We start from the raw sequence: 21,946 nt of genomic DNA, 5'->3' as shown, positions 1-21,946 counted from the left end.
CGTGATTGATTTTCGAAGGGAGTCTTATGAATATCTTTCAACAAACTGAAAACAAAATGACAAAAGAGAAGTTTAAAAGGGAATTTAAAAAGAAAGTGGAAGAGCTTTCGAGTGAAAAGCTTGAAAATTCTACAACAAAATTCCAGTACGAAGCCTTGGCTCAAATAGTGATGGAAAACATCACGCCGACCTGGGCTGAAAATAGACGTGTCAACCGCATTAATACGGACAAACAGATTTATTTCTTCTCAATCGAATTTTTAATCGGCCGATTGTTGAGACTTTATATTAATAATTTAGGATGGGAAGACATCGTTCCTGAAGGTCTTGAAGAAATGGGCTTGGATTACGACAAAATTCTGGCTCGTGAACACGACCCGGCGCTCGGCAACGGCGGTCTGGGCCGTCTGATGGCCTGCTTCTTGGATTCTGCCGCGGCACTGGATTTTCCTGCACACGGTAACGGCATCCGCTACAAATACGGCCTGTTCCAGCAGAAAATCGTCAACCACGAACAGGTTGAAGTTGCCGACAATTGGCTCAAGCACGGTTATCCGTTTGAAATCCGCCAGCCGGAAAAATCGGTCGTCGTGAAATACGGCGGCAACGTCCGGACTGAAATGGTTAACGGCAAATTGACCTTTATTCACGAAAATTACGAACCCGTTTTGGCTGTCCCCTACGATGTGCCAATCAGCGGCTATCACAACAAAACGGTCAACTCGTTAAGACTTTGGGACGCACAGCCTGTCGAAGATTTCGATCTGAGCGCCTTCAACGAAGGCCACTTCCTGAAGGCTGTTCAGAGCAAATCACAGGCTGAATCGATTTCTCAGGTTCTCTACCCGTCTGACCACGGCTTTGAAGGACAGCTGCTGCGCCTGAAGCAGGAATACTTCTTCGTCTGCGCAGGTCTTAAACGCATTGTCCGCCGCTACAAAAAGCAGCATCAGGGTTCCTTAGACGGCTTCTCTGATAAGATCTGCATCCACATCAACGATACCCATCCGGCGATGTGTGTACCGGAATTCATGCGTATTCTCGTTGACGAAGAAAACTACGGCTGGGACGAAGCCTGGGATATGACGGTCAAGTCGATGAGTTTCACCAACCACACGGTTCTTCCTGAAGCTCTTGAAAAATGGCCGGTCGATATGATGCAGAATCTCCTGCCGCGTATTTACATGATCATCGAAGAAATCAACCGCCGCTTCCTCGAAGAAATGAATAGCAAATATCCAAACGAAGAAGCCCGCAACTACAACATCTCGATCATCAAGGACGGACAGGTTCACATGGCGCATCTGGCCATTATCGGTTCCCACTCTGTCAACGGCGTGGCCGAACTGCACTCAAAAATTCTGCGCGAAGAAACCTTCAAGGATTTCTACGCGGTCTACCCCGAACGTTTCCACAATGTCACCAACGGTGTCAGCCAGAGACGCTTCATGATGGCGGCCAATAAGGAACTCAAGGACCTGATCTGCGACACCATCGGCGACAAATGGACACAGCCTGGACAAATGGAAGCCTTAAAGGAACTGGAAAAATACGCTTCCAATTCCGATTTTCAGAAACAGCTCTTAGGGGTTAAATACCACAACAAAGAACGTCTGGCAAAATACATCAAGGAATATCTGGACATCACAGTCAATCCGCATTCGATCTTTGATATCCAGGTCAAGCGCATCCACGAATACAAGAGACAGCTGCTTAACGCCCTGCACATCATGCACGTTTACAATCAGTTGCGTTCTAATCCTAACGCGGATTTCGTGCCGAAGACTTATATCTTCGCCGGCAAGGCTGCGCCTTCCTACTATTTTGCTAAACAAGTCATCAAACTGATCAACGTTATCGCGGACAAGATCAATCACGATCCGCTGATGAAAGACAAATTGAGTGTCGTGTTTATTCCGAACTTCAACGTTTCGAGCGCGGAACTCATTTATCCGGCTGCAGAAATCTCCGAACAGATCTCCACTGCGGGTAAAGAAGCTTCCGGTACCGGGAACATGAAATTCATGATGAACGGCGCCATAACCCTCGGCACAATGGACGGTGCGAACATCGAAATCGCCGAACACGTTGGCATGGACAATATCTACACCTTCGGCCTTTCCGCTGAAGAAGTAGCCAATTACAATCACAACGGCGGCTACCATTCGGTCGACGTGCTGCAGCAGAATCCTGACCTTCAGAAAGTCATGAACCAATTGATTGACGGGTCTCTTGGGGGAGATACCTTCCACACCATCTACGATGCGCTGGTTCTGAACAACGACACCTATTTTGTATTAAAGGATTTTGCCTCCTATTGTGACATCCAGGATCAATCCAGCCGCGATTATCTCAATCACCACAGCTGGCAGAAAAAGTCGATTATCAATATCGCAAATTCTGGGATTTTCTCTTCCGACCGTTCAATCGCAGACTATCGAAGAGACATCTGGAAAATTAAATAATTTCAACACGCTATTAGCATCAACTGGAAAGGCAGATATCTACCGTTCTCTCTCTCGATATCTTTCATCAGATATCTGCTAGCTTTCCGACTGATGATAAATAAATAAGAGAGATAAGGAGTGTTATGATGAACACTGAATGTGTTGCTATGTTGTTAGCTGGCGGTCAAGGCTCTCGCTTAAAAGCTTTGACGGCGAATAATGCAAAACCAGCTGTTTTATTTGGGGGAAAATACCGTATTATCGATTTTCCTTTGAGTAACTGTATGAATTCCAATATCGATGTCGTCGGTGTCCTGACGCAGTACCGTCCGTATATTTTGAACAATTATATCGGCAACGGCAGTGCCTGGGCGCTCGACAAGGTCAATGGCGGCGTCCACATTCTGCCTCCGTACATGGGCCAAAAGGGCGGCCGCTGGTACAACGGTACGGCCGATGCCATCACACAGAACATCGACTTCATTGACCGCTTCAATCCGGAATACGTGCTGATTCTTTCAGGCGACCATATTTACAAAATGGACTACTCCAAAATGATCGCCTACCACAAATCTAAACAAGCCGATCTCACGATCGCAGTTAGAGAAGTGCCTTGGGAAGAAGCCAGCCGTTTCGGCGTCGTCGTGACCAATGACGAATTGAGAATTCAGGAATTCCAGGAAAAACCACCAGAACCCAAATCAAACAAGGCGTCAATGGGGATTTACGTCTTCAATTGGCCGGTTTTGAGAAAGGCGTTAATCGAAGACGCGCAGGATCCGAATTCAGAAAACGACTTCGGCAACAACGTCATCCCTGCCCTTCACAGCGAAAACAAGCGTATTTTTGCCTACATGTTCTCCGATTACTGGAAAGATGTCGGAACTATCGATTCCTATTACGATGCGAATATGGACCTGCTCGACGAATCCTGCGATTTCGATCTGACCGATCCAAACTTCAGAATCTTTTCCAATAACAACAGCCGCCACCCGCAGTACATCGGGCCAAACGCGGAAGTGTCGCATTCGCTGATCTGCGACGGCTGTGTCGTCTTTGGACACGTTGAACACTCCATTCTGTCCCACGATATCACCATCGGTGAACACACCTACATCAAGGACTGTATCATTCACACCGGTGCTGTCATTAAAGACGGCGCCCATTTGGAAAGATGTATTGTGGGTCCGCGCGGTACAGTTTCGGCAGATACTCGGATTGTCGCATCGGAAAACGATGATCCTTCGCAAATTCAGGTCATTAACGGTTAGGAGGCGGCACAATGAATAACGTAATTGGTTTTATCTTAAATATTGACGGGGACAATACAGATCTCAAACCGTTGTTGGAAAATCGTTCCATGTCAACGCTGCCTTTTGGCGGCCGTTACCGTCTGATCGACTTCACCCTGTCAAACATGGTTAATTCCGGAATCAAGCACATCGGTGTGGTAGGTTCTTACAAGTACTCCTCCCTCATCGATCATCTGGGAACCGGTAAAGAATGGTCGCTCTCCAGAAAAACACAGGATCTGTCGATTCTTTCAGGTTATTCCTCAGTTCGTTACGGCGACGCTGTAAAGATTTCAGTCCGCGACCTCTATTACAACGAAATGTTTTTGGATCACAATCCCGAAACAGAAGATGTAATCATTTCGGCGCCAAACCTGATTACTTCCTTTGATTTTAATCCGGCATACAAGATTCATAAAACGAACAATGCCGACGTCACGATGATCTTCAAAAAGGTCCGTCCGTCCTTCAGCTTGAACGCCAACGACATCTTTTTGGATTTCAACCGCTACCGCATCAGCTCTATTCATCCGTACGATGAATCGAACTCTGATTACGCCTATGCGGACATGATGATTATCAAACGAGAAGTGCTGCTCAATCTGCTCGAAAAAGCGAACGCCATCGGCGAATGGGATTTGATGGATGTTATCCGCGATAACATCGACACGCTGCGCATCTTCGGCGCCCCGCACACCGGTTATTTATCCCGCGTCAACTCGATGAAGCGCTATCAGGAAATCAATCAGGATTTGCTGGACTTCGACGTCATGCAGGAATTGTTCCACGGCGATCATCAAATTTACACCAAGACCAAGGACAATCACCCGACGAATTACGGTCCAGATGTTTCCGTCAACCACTCCATTGTCGGGTCTGGCTGCAAAATTGACGGCAAAGTCAACAATTCTGTTCTGTTCAGAGATTCTAAAATCGGCAAAGACGCGCACATTGACAACTGCATCATCATGCAGCACGCCGTCATCGGCGACAACGTGACGCTGAAAAATGTCATTCTGGATAAATACTGCACGATTCGCGATCGGGCCACATTAGTGGGAACAAAGGACGATCCGATTATCTTAACCAAGGGAAGGAGCCTGTAAATGGATAAACTCAAAGTCCTATTTGCAGCTTCTGAAGCTTTTCCTTTTGCTAAAAGCGGCGGGCTCGGTGATGTCATCGGCTCGCTGCCGAAGGCCTTCCCGCCGGAGGAAACGGACGTCCGCGTGGTGCTTCCGAAATACGAATGCATTCCAGAAACCTATACCCACCAGTTTAAATTCGTCAACTCGTTTTACGTGCACATCGGGTCCAACGATCAGTACTGCGGCATTTTGGAATACAAAAGCGATAATGTGACCTTTTACTTTATCGACAACGAGTACTATTTCAAGCGTCCAGGATTGTACGGCTATTACGACGAAGCAGAACGGTTCATTTTCTTCTGCCGCGCTGTGTTGGAATTTATTCCCTACGTCAATTTTTATCCGGACGTGATGCACTGCCACGATTGGCAGACGGCGCTGATCCCCTACCTGTACAAGGAACAGTACAGCTGGCATTACCAGAACATGAAGACGGTCTTCACCATCCACAATCTGAAATTCCAGGGCGTGTACGGCTTCAAGGACATCGCAAACATCATCAATTTCGATTACTTCCCGTCTACACTGGAATTTTACGAAGACGTCAACTTTATGAAGGGTGCACTGTACAGCGCCGATCTCGTGACGACTGTCTCTCCAACCTACGCCGAAGAAATCAAAGACCCCTACTACGGGGAACGCCTCGACGGTGTGATCCGCGACATTGCCGATCATGAAGTCGGCATCCTCAACGGCATTAACGACAAGGAATACAATCCGCAGACAGACCCGCACATCTGGACGAATTACACCAGCAGCTACAGCAAAAAAATGGAAAACAAGGTGGCCCTTCAGAAGCATCTGAACCTGCCTGTCGACCCCAACAAGCCGATCATCGGGATGATCACCCGTCTGACCGAACAAAAGGGGCTGGATCTCGTTGCCGCGGTCATCCACGAAATTCTTCAGATGGAATTGCAGTTTGTCGTGCTGGGCACAGGCGAAGCTGGCTACGAAAACATGCTGCGCGATGTTGCCGGGTACTATCCGAACAAAATGCGCGCCTGCATTACCTTCGACGAAGACTTATCCCGCAAGATCTACGCCGGCAGCGACATGTTTTTAATGCCTTCCAAATTTGAGCCCTGCGGTCTGTCGCAGATGATCGCGATGCGCTACGGTTCTATTCCAATTGTCCGCGAAACCGGCGGATTAAAAGATACCGTCCACTACTACAACTCGCAGACCAAGGAAGGCAATGGTTATTCCTTTGCGACCTATAACGCCCACGACATGCTCTTTACCATTCAAAAAGCGGTCGGACTGTATTACGACTACAAGGACGATTGGAAGCAATTGACGAAAAACGCTCTTTCGTGTGACTTTAATTGGCGTCACTCAGCGGAAACCTATCTCTACTATTACAAGAAAATTTGTGGAAGATTAAATTAAAGCGTGTAATATATGTATTTTAGACATGATTCATTTGATTTGAAATTAAGAGAGCCATTTGGAGCCATTCCAACTGGCTCTTCTGTTACCATAAGGGTCGAAGCGCACGATGTGATGAACATCCGGCTGCAGACTTTTTACCGCGATACGGAGCATTGGTACGACTTGAAGCCGGAGGAAGGCACCGATTTATTCAGTGTGACCCTCCAAATGCCGGATCAGCCCGGCCTGCTCTGGTACCATTTCCAATTTGAGGCCTACAACCGCCAGTATCAATACGGCACCCAAGCCGACCATCTCGGCGGTGAAGGGGCAATTTACGCCAGCCACGACAACGCCCCCTCCTATCAAATCACCTTATTTGACAAGGGCCGCACCGTTCCAGACTGGTACAAGGATGGAATTATGTATCAAATTTTTCCCGACCGCTTCGCCAGACCTCAGCACCCTACCCATCATCCGAGCTTTTTCCCTTCTTCACTTGTACACGGGGATTGGAATGATACGCCTCACTATTTTCGCAATCAAGATGGATCTATTGATTACTGGGACTATTTCGGCGGCACCCTGGAAGGCATCATCGAAAAGCTCGATTATCTGAAATCGCTCAACGTCTCGATTTTGTATCTCAACCCGATTTTCGAGGCCAACAGTAATCACAAATACAATACGGCTGATTATAAAATGATCGCGCGGGAATTTGGCGACGAGGACATCTTTATCCGACTGTGCGCCGAAGCGAAAAAAAGAGGCATCCACGTGATTTTAGACGGCGTCTTCAATCATACCGGCGATGACTCCATCTATTTCAACAAATACGGCCGTTTCCCGACCGTCGGCGCCTATCAGTCCAAGGATTCCCCTTATTACAGCTGGTACCGATTCAGCAATTATCCTGACCAGTACGACTCGTGGTGGGGAATCGGCAATATGCCCGATGTCGAAGAAAACAATCCGGCGTACCGCGATTATATCTTTAAAGGGCAGGACAGTGTGGTCCGCAAATGGATTCGGGACGGCGCTTCCGGGTGGCGTCTCGACGTGGCCGACGAATTGCCCGATGACTTCATCGAAGACCTGAAAACTGCGCTTCTCGAGGAAGGCGAAGACAACGTGCTCATCGGAGAGGTTTGGGAAAACGCGTCCAATAAGGTCTCCTACGGCGTACAGCGCCAATATTTTATGGGCCACGAGCTCGACGCGGTGATGAATTATCCGTTCAGACAAACGTTTAACGATTTCCTGTTGTACAATATTTCTTCGAAAGCCGCTATTCGTCAGATGATGTCCTTGTACGAAACCTATCCCAAGGAACAATTCATGTCTAACATGAACCTGATCGATTCCCACGACCGCGCCAGAGCGCTGACCGTGCTTTCCGGCGTCGACAGTAAGGAAATGACTGACAGAGAAAAAGAAACCTTCAAGCTCTCTCCTGAGCAGCGCAGTCTCGCTGTTAAACGGCTCAAGCTCCTCAGCTTGATTCAAATGACCTTTCCCGGCGTTCCCTGTATTTATTACGGTGATGAAGCTGGCTGCGAAGGTTTTGAAGATCCCTACAATCGAGGCACTTATCCCTGGGGGAACGAGGACAAATCGCTCTTAAGGTGGTACGAAGTCATCACAACTTTGCGTGCTAAGAGCAAAACACTCACCCGAGGCAGATGGTATCCTATTAAGACGACAGATGATCTTCTCGCCTATTTAAGAGTTTACAAACAAACGGTCATACTTTGTTTATTCAACCGTTCAGATCACGCATTTGTGACCTTAAAGCACGATCTGTTCCGCGGTGTCGTGGGACGCGACATGCTCAATCACACTTGGGAAAAATTAGACGGCATTACAGTTCTGCCGCTTTCAGCCAAAATTTACCGTTTGCAGACGACTGCAAAAAAATTGTTCAAGGACCGCAATGAAATTCAGTCCCTGCTGACGCAAATTATCGATAGTGAAAATGAATAAACGACACTCACAGCCTCTGCCTGCACATCACCTGCCAGACAAAGGCTATTTTTTTGTAAAATAAAAAAACTGCTGATACATTAGTGCCTTGTATCAACAGCAGCCGAATCCTGCGATTCTCACATGATTTCTTTGATAAATATATTCTAACACGCGTTAAGGAAAATTCAAGGGCAAGCCCCTATAATTAAGTATTTAGGATCATCTAACTTCTTGACCGCCCCTTCTGAGTTTAGTCTGAGAATTAAGATTCATTTGCCATAATATATATTATGAATATTAAAAATCAATCTAACTCAACCATATACGGCCCCTACCAAGTCCATTTAAACGACATTTTAAATGAACTCATGGGCCGCCTGAATACAGCGAGCGAAGCCTACCGTGAAAAAACCGGCGAAGCTTTATTCGAACACCTCAACGGGCGCGTGAAAAACGAAGCCAGTATGATCGACAAATGTGAGCGGCGGCATCTCCCCGCCACCCCTTATTCCGCACTGCACGAATTGACCGATGCCATCGGCATTCGCGTTGTCACTACCTTTCGGGACGATATCGACCGCGTAATTCACATCATCGAAAGCTTTGACGACTGCGAAATCGTCGAACGCAAGGATTACATCCACCACGTCAAGCCCAACGGCTACCGCAGCTACCACCTGATTCTTTCAATGGAGACCCCTTACGAAGATGTGTGCGGCAGCGTCCCGGGACATTATTTCGTGGAAATTCAGCTGCGCACTATTGCGATGGATACCTGGGCGAGTTTGGAACACCAGGTGAGCTACAAAAAAAATATCGATCCCAAACGCGCCGAACTTCTCAGTCAAGAATTAAAACGCTGTGCGGACGAGCTGGCATCCTGCGATATCTCGATGCAGACCATCCGCAATTTAATCAAGGAAAAAGAGTAAAAGGAGAACAAGATGAAAATTTTATTGGCTGAAGATGAAACGGCTATGCAGCGGGCCATACAGGCCTTCCTCGGCATCTATCAGTACGAGGTCGATCTTGCCTCCGACGGCGCCGAAGCCGTTGAGATGGCGGAGAACGGCCTTTACGACTGCTACATCTTCGACATCATGATGCCGAATCTAAACGGCATCGATGCCCTTAAAAAACTGAGAAATGCCGGCGACACGACGCCCGCCATTTTCTTAACGGCAAAGGTGGAAGTGGACGACCGCGTCACCGGCCTCGAAGCCGGCGCCGACGATTATTTAACAAAACCTTTCGCAATGAAGGAATTGCTGGCTCGGGTACGCTCACTCACACGCCGCGCCGAGGATTACACGCCGACAACGCTTTCCTTTGGCCGCGTTGAGTTTGACACGGAAAACGACACGTTAACCTGTGACAGCGCCATCCAGCTTTCTTCCCCAGAAGGCCGGATGATCCGTTATTTTCTGCTCAATCCCGGCAAATCCATTCCAGCGGAAACCCTCTATCATCACGTTTGGAATGACAAGAAAAACGCCGAGGAAGACGATGCATATCAAATTGTTTGGATTTACATCTCCTATCTCAATCAAAAATTGGACGCCATTGGCGCCGACGCGGTGATCGCTGGCGAAGCGTCCGGCCCATTCAACCTCATCGCAAAGGAATCGCGTGCCCATGGTTAAATCTCTGCAACGAAAATTCATCGTGATCGCAACCTGCTGCGCGGCGGTGATCCTGCTCGCTGTTCTGGGCCTGATCAACATCATGTATATCCGGCAGTCCAACAACGAAATTCAGGCGGTGATGAGTTACATCTCAAAAAACCACGGCGAGCTGCCTGCAAACATTAAGGCCGACAAGCAGACCATGAACCGCTTGCAGCTCACCGACGAATCGTCTTCCCAAATCCGCTATTTCAGCGTCTTCGTTAACAAAAATGGCAAACCCATTCGTTACGATTTGTCGCACATTACCGCGATTGACGAATCCACTGCGAAAAAAATGGCCAAGGCCGCTTTTAAAAACCAAAATCAATCCAGAGTGTTTTCCGACAATTCGTTGAATCAACTCAAGCGCCTGCGCCAGAACAAAATGTCTTTTGCCTATTATCTTGGGCAGCCTCAGGACAATTCACAGCTCATCGTCTTCATGGACGTCACCTATTTCGATAATTCAAACCATGAAATTTTGAGATTTTCCATTATGTTTGGATTGTTCTGCTTGATTTGCTTTTTTGTTGTCGTCACTCTCTTTTCACGCAGGGTGCTCCACCCCATCATTGAAAACGCGGAAAAACAGAAACGCTTTATTACCAATGCGGGCCACGAGCTCAAAACGCCGTTGTCTGTCATTTCTGCCAATACGGAAGTCATGGAAGCTCTCAATGGCGAAAACGAGTGGACCAAATCGACAATGAAACAGGTCGACCGCATGAACAATCTGGTGAATAACCTGATGGCAATCTCCCGTCTCGAGGAACAGCAAAATCTGCAGATCTCGACAATTGACTTGTCGCAGATCACCTCCGACGTGGCCAGCGAATACCGCAGTGCGGCGATTCAGAAAAATCTAACGCTGAGTACGACTATTCAGGAGCACGTCAAGGTCAAGGCCGAAAAAGAAACGATGGAAGAGCTTCTCAACATTTTGCTCGACAACGCCGTTAAGTACTGTGATCCAGGCGGCACCATTACTGTCCGCGTCGCCTCTAAAGGGTTTAACAACAAAATGCTTTCCGTTTCGAACACCTACAAAAATGGAGATCAGGTAGATACGAGCAAATTGTTCGAACGCTTTTACCGCGGTGACACCTCGCACAACAACAAAATCGCGGGATCCGGCATCGGCCTGTCGATGGCTAAAGGCATCGCTGAATTTTACAACGCCCAAATCAAAGCGGACTGGGCGGACGGTGTCATGACCATGACCCTCAGTAATTTAAAATCTTAATCACTTTTCATAGCGTGAACAGGCCGCTGATCTCTCAATGGGATCAACGGCCTGAAGTTTATATTCATATATATTCTAAATGATCGGTTCCCACAGCCAAGTTGATGTGTAAATAAGGCACCTTTTCTCTGCGTTCATTTACTTCCTTTTATCTTCATACGATTCAGGACTCTCCGCAGCCATTAAATACGTCTCTTTCTCATTACTTTTCTGATACTTTTTTACTTCAAAATCCATATCCTGATTGTCGGTCCACAATTCACATTGAAGCATAACGGTCTGTACCGCGTCGTTCATGCCTTCCGGCGGATACCTGTGTTTTTTCAAAAGGCGCTTAATCATCATGCGCATTTTCGCTCTTGCCGATTCTCGTTTCTGCCAATCAATTGTTCGATTTTTGCGCAAAGCTTCTGTCAATTCCCGAGAGATTGCAATCAGTTCGTCATTTTCGTAAAAATCTTTAATCGCCTGCGGTTTGGTCAGCGCGTCATAAAACGCGAGTTCATCCTCTGACAGCCCCATTTGATTACCAGCTTGATGCGCCGCTTTTATCTGTTTCGCCATTTTCAAAAGTTCCTGAATGACTTCTTCATTGGTCAGCATGCCATTCAGATAACGATTCATGACGCCTTGAATAATCTCGCTGAATTTCTGCGATTTAACAACATTCGTTCGTCTATAGATTTGAACCTGTTCATCAATTAACTTTTTTAAGAGCTCGACTGCTAGATTTTTCTCTTTCATTTTTGTGATTTCTTCAAGGAATTTCGGATCGAACAATGAAAATTCCTCTTTGACATCTGAGAAAAGATTAATAACGCCATCACTTTTAATACTTGATTTCAAAAGCTCATTAATGCGTGCATTCATTTCTGGCAGAGAAATCTTTTTCCCTTCGCCCTGATTCATGAGACGCATAACCAATACGCGAACCGATTCAAAGAAGGCGGCTTCTATTCGCTTATCGCGTTCAACTAAGGATGAACAGAGCGACAGCGCTTGACGCAGCAGAAGTGCTTCTTTCAGAAAATCTTCCCGTTCTCTTTCCTTTCTCGGATCGACAATGAAGTTAACCGCACCGGTGATGGTCTTTGAACGCTCTAAATCCGTACCGTTTATGAATTTGGAATAGTCATATCTGTGAAACAAATCGCGGCAAATCGACAATTTTTCAAGGAATTTCGGATAAGCCACTTTAGCAATATCCGTGTCGCCGTAGTTCTTCTTATCGCGTGCCGTATAATCGTTCATCGCCTGTTTCAGCGCTGTTGCAATGCCAACGTAATCGACAATGAGTCCGCCTTCTTTGTCTTTAAAAACACGGTTGACACGAGCAATCGCCTGCATCAGATTGTATCCCTGCATCGGCTTGTACACATACATCGTTGCCAAGGACGGCACATCAAAGCCTGTCAGCCACATATCAACAACAATCGCGATTTTCATTTTGCTGTCATTGTCTTTAAATTCCTTTGCCAGTTCATCGCGATGACGTTTATTGCCAATGACTGTGCGCCATTCTTCCGGGTCTTTGTTGCTTTCAGTCATCACAACTTTGACTTTTTCTTTCCATCCCGGGCGCAACTCGAGCATCCGTCTATAGATTTTCATTGCAATGGCTCGCGAATAAGCTACGATCATGGCTTTTCCAGTCAAAAGATTTTCGCGGTAATTTTCGTAATGATCAATAATATCACTCACTAAGGAATTGATCGTCGCATCATTACCAAGAACGGCCTCCATCTGGCCAAGTTCATGTTTACTTTTCTCCACAACTTCTGGATCGGCATTGTTGGCCATGATGTCGTATTCCCGGTCAATCATTTTCAACGTGGCTTCGTCAAATTTAAGTTTGATTACCCGGCTTTCGTAATAGACCGGCCGCGTGGCGCCATCTTCTACGGCCTGGGTCATGTCGTATATATCGATATAATCGCCGAAAACTTCTCGCGTGTTTCTGTCTTTTACTGAAATCGGCGTGCCGGTGAAGCCGATATACGTGGCGTTCGGCAGACTGTCACGGATGATTCGCGCCGTACCAACTTTGATTTCGCCAGTTTTGGCATCGACTTTTTCTTTCAGTCCGTATTGGCTGCGATGTGCCTCATCGGCCATCACGATGACGTTGCGGCGTTCGGAAAGCGGCTCTGAGGATTCCTCGAATTTCTGCATTGTTGTAAAGATAATCCCGTTCGCCTGTCTTCCAGCCAGCAGCTTTTTCAAATGTTCCCGGCTTTCCGCATGCATCGGTTCCTGCCTTAGAAAGTCTTTGCATTTGGTAAATTGCCCGTAAAGCTGATCGTCCAAATCATTTCGGTCCGTAATGACCACTATTGTCGGACTGTCGAGTGCCTCCTGTAAAAGATGGGCGTAAAAGACCATCGACAGCGACTTACCGCTGCCTTGTGTATGCCAAAAAACCCCGCCTTTTCCATCCGTGACCATCGCTTTTTTGGTCGATTCAATTGCTTTCCGAACGGCAAAGTATTGATGATACCCGGCCAGAATTTTAAACTTTTTCAACCCCTCGTTTGAAAAGCAGATGAAATTCTTGATAATATCGAGTAGTCGTTCTTTCTCAAACATCCCTTCAAAGAAGGTGTCGAACTGCGCATATTGTGTGTTTTCATAGCTGCCGTCCTTTGTTTTCCACTCCATAAACCGGTCTTCACCGGACGTGATCGTGCCGGCTTTGCTGGTCAGATGATCGCTGATGACACAGATACAGTTGTAAATAAACATGGACGGAATTTCCTGCATATAATTTCGGATTTGCAAATAGCCCTCAGAGGCGTCGGTTTCCTCGCGGGATGGCGATTTCAACTCAATTAGTACAACTGGCAATCCGTTTAGAAACAGGATCACATCTGGGCGTTTGTTGCTGTTTTCGACAAATGTCCATTGATTCGCGACGACAAAGGAGTTGTTTTCAGGATTTTTGTAGTCGGCAAGATAGACGAGGCCAAAGCGTTCCTCGCCTTTTACAAAGTATCTGACTTCAATGCCGTGCTGGAGATAATCCATAAAGAGTTCGTTCTTTTGAACCAGTTCGGCGTTTTCGAAGTTTTTTAGCTTTTCAAGCGCGTCAGCAATCGCATCGTCCGGCATCTCCGGATTCAGCCTGTGAAGGGCGCTTTCCAGTTCTTCTTCGTATAAAGGACTATGGAAATCGCGCTCCAAATCCGGCGCGTAGACGTAGCGGTATCCCATGTTTTGAAATAATTCGATGATCGAATTTTCATAGTCTGCTTCGGTGTATAATCCTGACATATCAAATTCTCCCTCAAATTTTATCCTTAATCTCTTCCTCACAAACTTTGCTCAAAGCATTCGCTAAATTAAGAAGTGATCCTCTATCAACTGATATTGTTTTCCCATTTTTATATTCGGCTAGATAGCGCCACTCTTCAAAAGTTTTATTATGTATCTCTAAACATTTATCCAAATCTAAATTACATTTAACTTTTTTATATTCAGTTCGAATTTTGCATTGTTGTTCAGGATTTAAATCCTCATAAAGTTTTTGTAAATAATGCCCTTTACAAATAATCCTTTCATTGCTGTTGGCTTTCAGAGTTTTCATATATAGTTCACATGCAAAAGCTAAATTTGCCGCACACGGCCCGATATAATATTTAAAAAATTGAACGGCATCTGTTTTTGCTGCAAAAGCACCGGTCATTCTAAATCCGTCCGCAATCCGTTTACATTGAATAATATTTATTTTTTCCATTTAATTTCTCATCATCTTTAACATTAAACAAGAATTTAGAACAGCAAGCTTCCACAATTTATCAGGCATGGTTTGAAGATTATATCCCCTTTGATGGCATCTGTCCAGCGGAGTGGAAAAAGGGCGTATTATCTGACATCGCTAAGATAAAAAGTGGCAAACGTCCACCCATGAAATCCGCTGAAAAAACAGATATTGCGACAATTCCACTTGTAGGTGCATCGTCTGTAATGGGATTTACCAGTGAAGCTAATCATACTGATAAAATACTTGTCACTGGCCGCGTTGGAACGCATGGGATAGTTCAAAGGCTTAACACTCCCTGTTGGACATCAGATAATACTCTTGTAATAACAAGTGACTTGTACGAGTATACATATCAGATTCTTCAGCGGATTGATTACCATACTATGAATCGTGGTTCTACACAGCCGCTGATTACGCGAGGAGATATGAATAAGGTCGCTATTCTTATCCCCGATCAACAAACACTTGATGATTTTGAAGTACTTGTAGGACAACTTATGTTGCAATACGAAGCAAACCTATTGGAAAATGCTAAACTGGCGGAGCTTAGAGACGCTTTGCTTCCCAAGCTCATGTCTGGCGAGATTGACGTCTCCGGCATCGATCTCTAAGCCGCATTGCAGTAGTTTGCATCCAATCGCACTTTGCTCTGCTTGTGCTCTTTGGCAAACTTTGCATGGCTCGTGTTTATCAAATCATAGATTTGGACACGAGCGCATAAATTCTTGTTTATTTTTTCATTTTCCTCGATTTTGTCGTCTAGGGCAGACAGTACCGAGGAGATCCTGATTTGTTCCGCCTTTGACTCTGGCACCTTTACTTCAATTCCGCGCATGGTTTTACCCGATACTTCCTTAAATGTAGTCCCGGATCCCATGTGTTCTATGTTCTGGCGGTTATGCAACAAAAGATAGTAGAGAAACATATAGTCAGTGCTTTCATTCGGCACTACACTTTTGAAGCCCTGATTTGTACAAATTTCATTCTCAGCAATCGCAGCATATCCAATCGGTGCTCTTGATGAAAAAAGAACTGTGTGTTTAGGCATCATTCGCGCAGAACAACTGTTAAGACCAGCTTCGGTAATGTTGCGTTCACCATGAGAAATGAAACGTCCAGAGAATCCAGCCAAATCTTTAGGTGTAATCCACGCAATGGTACCACCCTCATAATTCTCGGGCTTTTTCGTTGATGGAGTCGCGCCTCCTACAACAGTTCCCAAGTCTGCAATCGTGCAAGTTTTCCAATTTTCCATCATCTTACTTCCTATCCAATATATTTCTTATGCGCCAACTTCACGTTACTCTGTTTAACCATTGCATACTGCAAGGTCGTATCTATTCGTTTATGTCCCAAGAGCTGCTGTAACTGTTCAATCGGCATCCCTTTGTCAATCGCTTTCGTCGCAAGTGTCCGCCTAAATTTATGCGGATGCACTTTTCCAATTCTCAAATCTTTTCCAATCTTTCGAATTCTCGCCTCTACCCCACTAATTGTCAATCTGGTGTGAGGCGCTTTTAATGAAACAAACAAAGCACTGCTTTTATCATTTCGGCTTTTCAGATATTCCTGTAAATGAATTTTTGTCCGAGCGTCAAAATAAACAATCCGCTCTTTGTTGCCTTTTCCAAGAACCTTGCATTCCCGCTCATTGAAATCAATATCGGCTTGATTCAATAAGACAAGTTCTCCGACACGCATGCCCGTTGATGCCAACATATCGATCAAAGCTAAATCTCGTTTTTCTTTGCAGCTGTCGCGCATTTTTTCGAGCTCCTCGTCTGAATATGTCTCTTTAATATTATTTACCGTTTTGACTCGGTGAATTCGACGAATCGGACTTTTAATCAAATATTCCTCATCTTCCAGCCAAGAAAAGAAACTCGACAATATTCGACGCACATTATCAATTGTGACCCGACTGAGATTATTTACGCTTTGATATTCAGTCAAATAAGCGCGAAGATCTTCAGTCGTAATTTGCATTAATTCCTTTTCGATTGTTTCAAACATTCGATTAATTGTATTGTGATAATAAATCAATGTCTTTTCAGAACAGCCTTCAATCCGCTTTGCTTCTAAAAACTTCTGCATAAATTCTTGATTGCTGAATTGATCTCGATTTGTTTCTCCTAAAATATATTTAGAAAGCACCTCATCCAAAACAGAATCTAATTCTTTTTCTTGACTATTATTTAGAATCGGCAGCATGCGATTTAATATTTCATTTTTTATCAATTCTTTCATTTTTTTCGTTCTCCTTTCATTTCAGAGAACGACATGCAACGGCAGTTCTTTAAATTAACTTCTGCCGTTGGTAGAAGTACAATACAAATTGAAATTTATTAAACAAGAATTTATATGTGGCTTAGAGATCGACGTTAGAAATGTCGATCTCACCTGACATCAGGCGTGGAAGCAGGCTATCTCGGATATCTTGTAGGCGACAGCTTTCCTCATAGTTGTTCCGAATTACAGCATCCATTGGTGAAACAATATTCTCGAATTTATCGATGACCTCTCGAGGCGGAATGCGAATTGGCATAGAGTTTAAGGCATCACGATTGATTGAACCAAAAACAGTACCCTCTCCGTTAAAGATATCAAGCTGATCACGAAGGGCCAACATTGTATAGAACACAAAGGATTGGTGATTATCCTTTGAATGAATAGCGCCGAGTCCGCGACCTATACAGCAGTCTTCAAATGCTACATTGAGATCTCCAACGGGTGCTCTGACACTCATAAGAACATCATTATCTTGAGCCATGCGCTTGGGGTCTGTTGTATAAAGCCTTCGTGTAGGAAAACGGAATCCAAATTCAGCTCTGCCTTGGAAAAATACAGTGCCTGTGCCATTTTCGTTATAGGTATCTCCCTTGGGTGATTGCCCCATAGTGATTGTGGCAATATCGGACAGCAAACCGCTGTGCCACGATTCATCGGCTTCATCGATGATCAGATGAGTATATATGGCTTGGGCTTGCGCCTGTAAATTCTTGTTTATTTCATTATTAAGTTCAATATTATCATCAATATCTTTCAAAATTGATGCTACTCTTTTTTGTTTTTCTAAAGTTGGAAGTTCTACTTCTATACTGTCAAATGTATCTCTTGTTATTGTGTCAAAAACAGAACCGTGAGAATTTTTCTTTAAAACAAATACATTGTACTTAATTAAATAATATAGATAAATCGGATCAGTTATTTCTTCTTTTGCTCGAAGGCCATAACAAGACTGGTTAAATGCCATAGGAAATGGGATCATTGCCATTTCCCCAACTGTTCCCCTTGCCGAAATGATTGAATCATTTCTCTTTAATAGCTTTGTTGAACTATTTTCTAATCCAGCTTGAGTAATCGTCTTTTCGGTTTTATAGACATATCGATAATCATTGTTAAAATCTTTTACTGAAAGCCATGGTATATCACCATTCCAGTATTCAGACTTGCTTGTTTTGGGAGTGCCGCCTCCTATAATATCCATTATTTCAGAAAGCTTATATTTCATACCCAATCGCCTTCAATTTCTTTCTTATTTCATTTTCAAGTTCATGGGACTTTTCAAACATATCAGAAAGTTCAGACGTCAGCCGCTTCATCTTATCTTCGAACGGTTCGCTGTCATCTTCCTGTTCCTCAATCCCGACATACCGCCCCGGTGTTAAGATATAATCTTGTTTCGCGATATCCTCGATCGTCGCGACAGCGCTAAATCCCTTTTGTTCTTCAAGGGTTCCGTTCTGAAACGCCTCAAAGGTATCCGCTAATTTCTGAATATCTTTTTCGTCAAAGTCCCGATGCTTGCGGTCAACCATATGCCCCATCTTCCGGGCATCGATGAAGACCGTCTTTCCCTTTTGCTTCTTGTTCTTCGAAATAAACCAAAGCGTCGCCGGAATTGTCACGCTGTAGAACAACTGCGGCGGCATCGCAATGATGCCTTCGATCAAGTCATCCTCAATGATTTTCTTTCGGATTTCTCCCTCGCCGCCGGTCTGGGAAGACAGCGCACCGTTAGCAAGCACCAGCCCGATTTTACCGTTTGGTGCGAGATGATGAATCATGTGCTGAATCCAAGCAAAGTTGGCATTGCTTGCCGGTGGAAGGCCGTATTTCCAGCGCACATCGTCCTGCAGTTTGTCCTGCCCCCAAGGATTGTAGTTAAAGGGTGGATTGGCCAAAATGAAATCCGCTTTGAGTGTCGGGTGCAAATCATTCGTGAATGTATCTGCATGATACGGGCCGAGATCTGCGTCGAGTCCACGAATCGTCAGATTCATGATCGCCATCTTCCAAGTATCAGGATTCGCTTCTTGCCCATAAATCGAAATCGACCCTCTATTACCGGAATGGGCCTGAATAAATTTTGCACTTTGGACGAACATCCCACCGCTTCCACAGCACGGATCATATACGCGGCAATTGGCATACGGCTTCAAGATCGAAACCAAAGTATTGACGATACTAGACGGCGTATAAAATTCGCCACCGCCCTTGCCTTCTTTTTCAGCAAACTGCGCGATGCAGTATTCATAAGTTCTTCCTAGGACGTCGCGGTTGCTCTCAGTTTCAGCCATATCCATATTCGTGAAAAGATCGACAACATCACCGAGAACACGCTTATCGAGGTCCGGGCTCGCGTAATTTTTCGGAAGTACATTTTTAAGTTTCTTGTTGTCCCTTTCAATCGCACGCATGGCATCGTCGATGACCGTGCCAATTTCCGGTTCGTGCGCTGCGGCTGCAATTCTGTTCCAGCGGGCCTCTTTCGGGACAAAAAAGATATTATCTTCAAGGTAAGCATCTGGATCATCTTCAAATCCATAGCCTTCATCGACAAGCTGCTGATATTTTTTGTCAAAAGCGGTGGAAATGTATTTTAAAAAGATGAGCCCGATGATGACATTTCGATATTCGGATGCTGGGATATGTCCCCAGAGTACACATGCTGCATCCCATATTTGTTTTTCAAAACCAATGGTAGCCTGCGATTTCTTCTTTTTATTGTTGCTTGCTTTTCTTGCCATTTTGATTGCCTCTTTATTGATTAGTTATTTTTATTTTACCATATTTATATTATGAATGAAAACGCATCGCGTTGGTGTCCTCGGAGGACAATCAAGCTGAAAAAAATCCGCCCGAAGGCGGATCAATGCGCATTACTCATAAAAATATTTAATTTTCTTCTATCATGCGGCATCAACCTTTGGTTTCTGTTGGATGCGCATTCCCAAGTTTTCGTAAAGACCTATTTATGATATTTGCGTCCTGCACCGATCATAAAGCCTCTGTAAATCTGTTCCAGCACCAAAATCCGAGTCATTAAATGGGTAAAGGTCAGCTTTGAAAGCTGCCACCGCTCATCTGCGCGCTGAATGAGCGCCTCACCCGGTCCTAGAGAACCTGCGATCACGAAAACCAAATGAGACGTGCGCAGCTGCCACGATTGGAGTGCCTTCGCGAAGCCTATTGAATCCCATTGCCTGCCGTGTAAATCTAAGAGAATCACAAAATCTCTTGGGTTGATTTTTTTCAGCGCGCGCTCGGCCTCTGTATCGACGATGCGTTTTTTCTCCCCTTCTCTTTCGGAATGCACGTCAGCCTCATCTTTGACTTCCACGACCTCTGTTTTGGCAAAAGCCGAAAGCCGCTTGATGTATTCCTTCTGCAAATTCAAAAGGGCTTTGGATTTTTGATGCCCTACCGCGAGAATCGTAATCTTCATTATTTTGATTCCTGAAAATCCAGCCAGTTCTGGTCAAAGAAATCGCTCATCGAAATGCGTTCGCCCGGTTCCTTGACGATAAATTGTTCGTCCCATCGGCCGGTAATCAGCTTTTCAATCAAAAGATTAGAACCCGGTACAAATTCCACATCAGCTTTGATGAGCTCCGAAGAATCGGCGATTTCCCTTTGATATTTCGGATTGCTCAAGTCCTCGCCATCGGAGACCACCACATCGAGATAGGGGTAATCCTTAAACCAATCGTCAAAAATCTCCTGCGTCTTGGCTTCGCTGTACTGCTGGGAGAATTTTTTAAACAGTTTTTTAGGAGAAAACAGTCCCGACAGAATATTAAACAAATAGTAATGGCCCTTGGTCTTTAAATCCGGCTTGTAGTGGTCCGTCGTCTGAAGAGCCAGACTGACGCAGTCGTCAACTCGCGGGATGACAACCTTGCGGTCAAAGGTCAGATCCTCCCAAACGCCGCCGCAATAGCCCTGTGCCACCAAAACTGTGTCGTATGCTTTAGGAATGCGCTTTTCCATCGCGGTGATCACGGCCTGGCGCATTTTTTTAGGTGTGGCGTGCAGATTCATATTCAGGCAGATGACCGGCAGATCAACCCCGCATTTTTTCTTTGCCGCCCTCACGTGAGGCAGCAGATTGCCGCAAGATAAAATAATCGCCTTCATAATAGCCTCCCCCGAAAAAATGATTTTATGCTTTAATATTTATGATAAAATATTTACAAGAGATTTTAAAGAGAATAATTTACAATTCTGATTCAAATTATTAAATTCAAGCAAGATAGGAAGGCGAAAATGACAAAACAATTATCCTTGTTCACCGAAAATAAACGCGGTGCCCTGAAAAACATTACGAAAACCTTGAAAATAGCAGATATTAACATCAACACGATGCTTTCCAACGATTCGGCAGAATACGGCATTATCCGCATGATTGTCGACCGCCCTGAAGACGCGCTGAAGGCCCTTACCGACGACGGCTATATGTGCCGTCTCGACGACGTCATTGCCGTCAACATGCCTGACGATCCCGGCTCCTTGAATATTATCTTAAACGCCCTCGACGAAGGCCGGATCAACATCGACTATCTCTACATTTCCTACGATAGAAAGGCCGCGACACCCATTGCTATTTTAAAAACCTCGGAATCTGAAACCCGCGCTTTTTTAGAAGGACGGGGATTCACGATTGCGGATGAGCTGTAATTTTTATCATCATAATAAACCCGCTTTACTGTTCTTTGGTGTGCTACCCGTCAAGAGGACACTGAATAATTAACAATTTTTGTACCGCCA

The 21,946-nt window shown here is 45.1% G+C and carries 18 protein-coding genes; 10 read left to right on the top strand and 8 right to left on the bottom strand.

Annotated features, from left to right (window positions below):
• Positions 1 to 56: 56 nt before the first annotated feature.
• The 8 genes from QZX60_RS02525 to QZX60_RS02490 all read left to right on the top strand — a co-directional run bounded on the left by QZX60_RS02525 (position 57) and on the right by QZX60_RS02490 (position 11,136).
• Complete coding sequence (locus tag QZX60_RS02525; protein ID WP_295361010.1) at positions 57 to 2,465, top strand: glycogen/starch/alpha-glucan phosphorylase; 2,409 nt, start codon at positions 57 to 59, stop codon at positions 2,463 to 2,465.
• A gap of 125 nt (positions 2,466 to 2,590) precedes the next feature.
• Positions 2,591 to 3,718, top strand: a complete 1,128-nt coding sequence (locus QZX60_RS02520) for a glucose-1-phosphate adenylyltransferase (RefSeq protein WP_295361007.1) — start codon at positions 2,591 to 2,593, stop codon at positions 3,716 to 3,718.
• A gap of 11 nt (positions 3,719 to 3,729) precedes the next feature.
• The gene (gene glgD / locus QZX60_RS02515; RefSeq protein WP_295361005.1) at positions 3,730 to 4,845 is read left to right on the top strand and encodes a glucose-1-phosphate adenylyltransferase subunit GlgD; all 1,116 of its coding nucleotides are present in this window, start codon (positions 3,730 to 3,732) and stop codon (positions 4,843 to 4,845) included.
• A complete protein-coding gene (gene glgA / locus QZX60_RS02510; protein WP_295361002.1) occupies positions 4,846 to 6,279 on the top strand; it encodes a glycogen synthase GlgA in 1,434 nt (477 codons plus the stop codon). It begins immediately after the preceding gene.
• Positions 6,280 to 6,393: 114 nt separating this feature from the next.
• On the top strand, positions 6,394 to 8,244 hold the full coding sequence (locus QZX60_RS02505) for a glycoside hydrolase family 13 protein (RefSeq protein ID WP_295361000.1): 1,851 nt from the start codon (positions 6,394 to 6,396) through the stop codon (positions 8,242 to 8,244).
• 272 nt (positions 8,245 to 8,516) lie between these two features.
• Positions 8,517 to 9,158, top strand: a complete 642-nt coding sequence (locus QZX60_RS02500) for a GTP pyrophosphokinase family protein (protein ID WP_295360997.1) — start codon at positions 8,517 to 8,519, stop codon at positions 9,156 to 9,158.
• 12 nt (positions 9,159 to 9,170) lie between these two features.
• On the top strand, positions 9,171 to 9,869 hold the full coding sequence (locus QZX60_RS02495; protein WP_295360994.1) for a response regulator transcription factor: 699 nt from the start codon (positions 9,171 to 9,173) through the stop codon (positions 9,867 to 9,869).
• Positions 9,862 to 11,136, top strand: a complete 1,275-nt coding sequence (locus QZX60_RS02490; RefSeq protein ID WP_295360991.1) for a cell wall metabolism sensor histidine kinase WalK — start codon at positions 9,862 to 9,864, stop codon at positions 11,134 to 11,136. The genes QZX60_RS02495 and QZX60_RS02490 overlap by 8 nt, the downstream gene beginning before the upstream one ends.
• 138 nt (positions 11,137 to 11,274) lie before the next feature.
• On the opposite strand, the gene QZX60_RS02485 is transcribed toward QZX60_RS02490, so the two are convergent.
• Both QZX60_RS02485 and QZX60_RS02480 read right to left on the bottom strand, forming a co-directional pair.
• Positions 11,275 to 14,406, bottom strand: coding sequence for a type I restriction endonuclease subunit R (locus QZX60_RS02485; protein ID WP_295360988.1), 3,132 nt, complete (start codon positions 14,404 to 14,406; stop codon positions 11,275 to 11,277).
• Positions 14,407 to 14,419: 13 nt separating this feature from the next.
• Complete coding sequence (locus QZX60_RS02480; protein ID WP_295360985.1) at positions 14,420 to 14,869, bottom strand: hypothetical protein; 450 nt, start codon at positions 14,867 to 14,869, stop codon at positions 14,420 to 14,422.
• A 56-nt stretch (positions 14,870 to 14,925) separates the two neighbouring features.
• On the opposite strand from QZX60_RS02480, the gene QZX60_RS02475 reads away from it, so the two are divergent.
• A complete protein-coding gene (locus QZX60_RS02475; RefSeq protein ID WP_363174763.1) occupies positions 14,926 to 15,507 on the top strand; it encodes a restriction endonuclease subunit S in 582 nt (193 codons plus the stop codon).
• Here QZX60_RS02475 and QZX60_RS02470 read toward each other — a convergent pair.
• The 6 genes from QZX60_RS02470 to QZX60_RS02445 form a co-directional block, all read right to left on the bottom strand.
• Positions 15,504 to 16,151, bottom strand: a complete 648-nt coding sequence (locus QZX60_RS02470; protein WP_295360982.1) for a restriction endonuclease subunit S — start codon at positions 16,149 to 16,151, stop codon at positions 15,504 to 15,506. The genes QZX60_RS02475 and QZX60_RS02470 overlap by 4 nt on opposite strands.
• An 11-nt stretch (positions 16,152 to 16,162) precedes the next feature.
• Positions 16,163 to 17,143, bottom strand: coding sequence for a site-specific tyrosine recombinase/integron integrase (xerA, locus tag QZX60_RS02465; protein ID WP_295360979.1), 981 nt, complete (start codon positions 17,141 to 17,143; stop codon positions 16,163 to 16,165).
• A gap of 121 nt (positions 17,144 to 17,264) precedes the next feature.
• Positions 17,265 to 18,407 (bottom strand): restriction endonuclease subunit S, encoded by a 1,143-nt coding sequence (locus QZX60_RS02460; protein WP_295360975.1) that lies wholly within the window; start codon positions 18,405 to 18,407, stop codon positions 17,265 to 17,267.
• Entirely contained in the window at positions 18,397 to 19,926 is a 1,530-nt protein-coding gene (locus QZX60_RS02455) for a class I SAM-dependent DNA methyltransferase (protein ID WP_295360972.1), read from the bottom strand. Before QZX60_RS02455 ends, QZX60_RS02460 begins: the two co-directional genes overlap by 11 nt.
• A 221-nt stretch (positions 19,927 to 20,147) precedes the next feature.
• Positions 20,148 to 20,624, bottom strand: a complete 477-nt coding sequence (locus QZX60_RS02450; RefSeq protein WP_295360969.1) for a 23S rRNA (pseudouridine(1915)-N(3))-methyltransferase RlmH — start codon at positions 20,622 to 20,624, stop codon at positions 20,148 to 20,150.
• Positions 20,624 to 21,316, bottom strand: coding sequence for a DUF1638 domain-containing protein (locus QZX60_RS02445; RefSeq protein ID WP_295360966.1), 693 nt, complete (start codon positions 21,314 to 21,316; stop codon positions 20,624 to 20,626). Before QZX60_RS02445 ends, QZX60_RS02450 begins: the two co-directional genes overlap by 1 nt.
• Before the next feature lie 129 nt (positions 21,317 to 21,445).
• On the opposite strand from QZX60_RS02445, the gene QZX60_RS02440 reads away from it, so the two are divergent.
• A complete protein-coding gene (locus tag QZX60_RS02440; RefSeq protein WP_295360963.1) occupies positions 21,446 to 21,856 on the top strand; it encodes an amino acid-binding protein in 411 nt (136 codons plus the stop codon).
• The last annotated feature ends 90 nt before the right edge of the window (positions 21,857 to 21,946 follow it).

Source organism: uncultured Pseudoramibacter sp. (assembly GCF_903789625.1).
Taxonomy (GTDB): Bacteria; Bacillota; Clostridia; order Eubacteriales; family Eubacteriaceae; genus Pseudoramibacter; species Pseudoramibacter fermentans.
The sequence above is the reverse complement of the archived record's forward strand: the minus strand, read 5'-3'. Positions and strand labels throughout refer to the sequence as shown.

Bases quoted from the DNA above. Each gene is read 5' to 3' on its own strand.
- QZX60_RS02495 (WP_295360994.1), top strand. From the start codon at position 9,171: ATGAAAATTTTATTGGCTGAAGATGAAACGGCTATGCAGCGGGCCATA.
- glgD (WP_295361005.1), top strand. From the start codon at position 3,730: ATGAATAACGTAATTGGTTTTATCTTAAATATTGACGGGGACAATACA.
- QZX60_RS02470 (WP_295360982.1), bottom strand. From the start codon at position 16,151: ATGGAAAATTGGAAAACTTGCACGATTGCAGACTTGGGAACTGTTGTA.
- QZX60_RS02505 (WP_295361000.1), top strand. From the start codon at position 6,394: ATGAACATCCGGCTGCAGACTTTTTACCGCGATACGGAGCATTGGTAC.
- QZX60_RS02485 (WP_295360988.1), bottom strand. From the start codon at position 14,406: ATGTCAGGATTATACACCGAAGCAGACTATGAAAATTCGATCATCGAA.
- QZX60_RS02525 (WP_295361010.1), top strand. From the start codon at position 57: ATGACAAAAGAGAAGTTTAAAAGGGAATTTAAAAAGAAAGTGGAAGAG.
- QZX60_RS02480 (WP_295360985.1), bottom strand. From the start codon at position 14,869: ATGGAAAAAATAAATATTATTCAATGTAAACGGATTGCGGACGGATTT.
- xerA (WP_295360979.1), bottom strand. From the start codon at position 17,143: ATGAAAGAATTGATAAAAAATGAAATATTAAATCGCATGCTGCCGATT.
- QZX60_RS02440 (WP_295360963.1), top strand. From the start codon at position 21,446: ATGACAAAACAATTATCCTTGTTCACCGAAAATAAACGCGGTGCCCTG.
- QZX60_RS02460 (WP_295360975.1), bottom strand. From the start codon at position 18,407: ATGAAATATAAGCTTTCTGAAATAATGGATATTATAGGAGGCGGCACT.
- QZX60_RS02520 (WP_295361007.1), top strand. From the start codon at position 2,591: ATGATGAACACTGAATGTGTTGCTATGTTGTTAGCTGGCGGTCAAGGC.
- QZX60_RS02455 (WP_295360972.1), bottom strand. From the start codon at position 19,926: ATGGCAAGAAAAGCAAGCAACAATAAAAAGAAGAAATCGCAGGCTACC.
- QZX60_RS02490 (WP_295360991.1), top strand. From the start codon at position 9,862: ATGGTTAAATCTCTGCAACGAAAATTCATCGTGATCGCAACCTGCTGC.
- QZX60_RS02450 (WP_295360969.1), bottom strand. From the start codon at position 20,624: ATGAAGATTACGATTCTCGCGGTAGGGCATCAAAAATCCAAAGCCCTT.
- QZX60_RS02445 (WP_295360966.1), bottom strand. From the start codon at position 21,316: ATGAAGGCGATTATTTTATCTTGCGGCAATCTGCTGCCTCACGTGAGG.
- QZX60_RS02500 (WP_295360997.1), top strand. From the start codon at position 8,517: ATGAATATTAAAAATCAATCTAACTCAACCATATACGGCCCCTACCAA.
- glgA (WP_295361002.1), top strand. From the start codon at position 4,846: ATGGATAAACTCAAAGTCCTATTTGCAGCTTCTGAAGCTTTTCCTTTT.